At 56.3% G+C, this 1,802-nt stretch carries 2 protein-coding genes; one reads left to right on the top strand and one right to left on the bottom strand.

The features are described 5' to 3' along the window. Positions 1–558: 558 nt before the first annotated feature. Positions 559–708: a hypothetical protein gene (locus EN861_RS35680; RefSeq protein WP_189343812.1), complete on the bottom strand. Its 150-nt coding sequence runs from the start codon at positions 706–708 to the stop codon at positions 559–561. Positions 709–1,579: 871 nt separating this feature from the next. Here EN861_RS35680 and EN861_RS34220 point away from each other — a divergent pair. Next, positions 1,580–1,802: GTP-binding protein (locus EN861_RS34220; RefSeq protein ID WP_245512174.1), on the top strand; the 223-nt coding region annotated here is incomplete at its 3' end.

The raw sequence follows: 1,802 nt of genomic DNA, 5'->3' as shown, positions 1-1,802 counted from the left end.
CGACAATCATAACCAAGCCTTCGCTCGGACGTCCTTCGTCGAGATCGGACCTGCCAAGACCATTCGCGTCCGGCAGATGTCCATTGTGTAACGGTTTTGTTGCATCGTTCCAAAAATCGGAAATTTGGGGGTGTGCCATCGCTTTACCTACTCCTCTCCATCGCGCTGACTTGCTTTTCTCCTCTTTGGTTTGGCTCCCTAGCAAAGCATGTCAAAGGCGTGAACTAATACGCTCATCGTCTGTCAGGCTGACTAGATGTTGACCGAAGATTGGATTCAAGGAGTAGGACATACGCCGTCCCAACACACCGACGTATGGCTTCCGCGCCCTATGGAGGTAACCCAACCTGGAGTGCATAGTACGATGCTGTGGAAAAGGCGCATTAATCCTGGTTAACAATTTGGTAATTATATCTTAGGTGACTAATATATCCAAAGGTACGACAACCTGTAATTGCACATAATTTCCCCGCACTAATAAGATGAGTATGCAGCCCATTCCAGGCACAGTGGCTTTGTGCGATCCTTTGGATCCTTGGCCCCATGACGGCAATGGAATCAGATCGCCAAGATCGGCGCCGCTCCGTGTAAGATATCGTGCGCTTTTAGATTGCCATTGGCGAGAGTGGCCGATTTTGAGAGACCGTCAAGAATGGTCTGCAGATTGACAAGTTCTGCCTCGATCACCAGCGAGACCTGTCGTGCCATCTGCAAAGCGTCCCGTTCGAAGCGGGTTGCTGTTGCAGTGCATACTGGACGCGCAGATATGCCGCGAACAGCCAGACCGGAGCCGACCGACGAAGCACGCCCGTGTCCTCTTTTTTGGTTCCGCTAAAGCGTAGTGCAAGCCGCGAAACGACAAGCGTTAGCTATATCGAACCGAAGGTGCGCTGTCGCCGCCGCTACTCCTCCTCCCGCTGGGTCATAATCAGCACCAGCGCGGGTTCGACGTCGGTCGTCACCGGCTTATCGGCCATCGGCTGCCCCCCGAATTGTCGCTCTCATACTTCGTTCGTATGCTTTGCGCGTATTCAGCATGAGCGCATATAGTCCCTCAGCCCCGGCGCCGTTTCTCACAAACAGCCCGTCGGTTAGGCCCGGTGTCCTAGCCCCATCCCAACAAAGGGGTGCCGGGCCGCTCCGTCAAAGCCCCTCGTTGCTAAAGGCCCGCCGCCCCATTTGCGAGGCGACGGACCTCGTCCCAGCCCACACTCTATCAATGCAATTGCGGTGCCAGGCGTACTGACCCGTAACGGGTCACATTTGGCCGAGCGGATGGGCTTTGATCATGATGATCCTGGCGCAGTGTCAGGCGAACCTGACCCATTGATTGGACCATTCCATGGAGGTGCCCCAATGCGGTATGATGATCCAGCAGTCTTCTTGTCTGATCTTCCGGAAGCGCAGATCGTGGGAAGACAGCGGCGAGGAGGAGGTTATGAAGAGCCAGTGATAGGGTTGGAGACGACCATGTCCATCAGGAACCAGATCGGATCGCTCGGCCTAGCACAGGCCCGCCTTTCGGATTGCATCGCGGCCGACTGCCGTGGATGAGGATCGCCGGACGCCAATCCCTGACTTGTCCTTTTCCACCGCGAGAAGCGTCCGCGACTATCTGGCGGCGCAAGAGAAGAAGTCGCTGCTGCGCTTCCTGACCTGCGGTTCGGTCGACGACGGTAAGTCGACGTTGATCGGTCGGCTGTTGTCCGACACCAAGCAGATTTTCGAGGACCAGCTCGCCGCGCTCGAACGCGATTCGCGAAAGCACGGCACGACGGGCGACGACATCGACTTCGCGCTGC

The organism is Mesorhizobium sp. M8A.F.Ca.ET.218.01.1.1 (genome assembly GCF_004791165.1).
Classification (GTDB): Bacteria; Pseudomonadota; Alphaproteobacteria; order Rhizobiales; family Rhizobiaceae; genus Mesorhizobium.
Note: the sequence above shows the minus strand (reverse complement) of the source record. Positions and strands in the feature narration are given on the sequence as shown.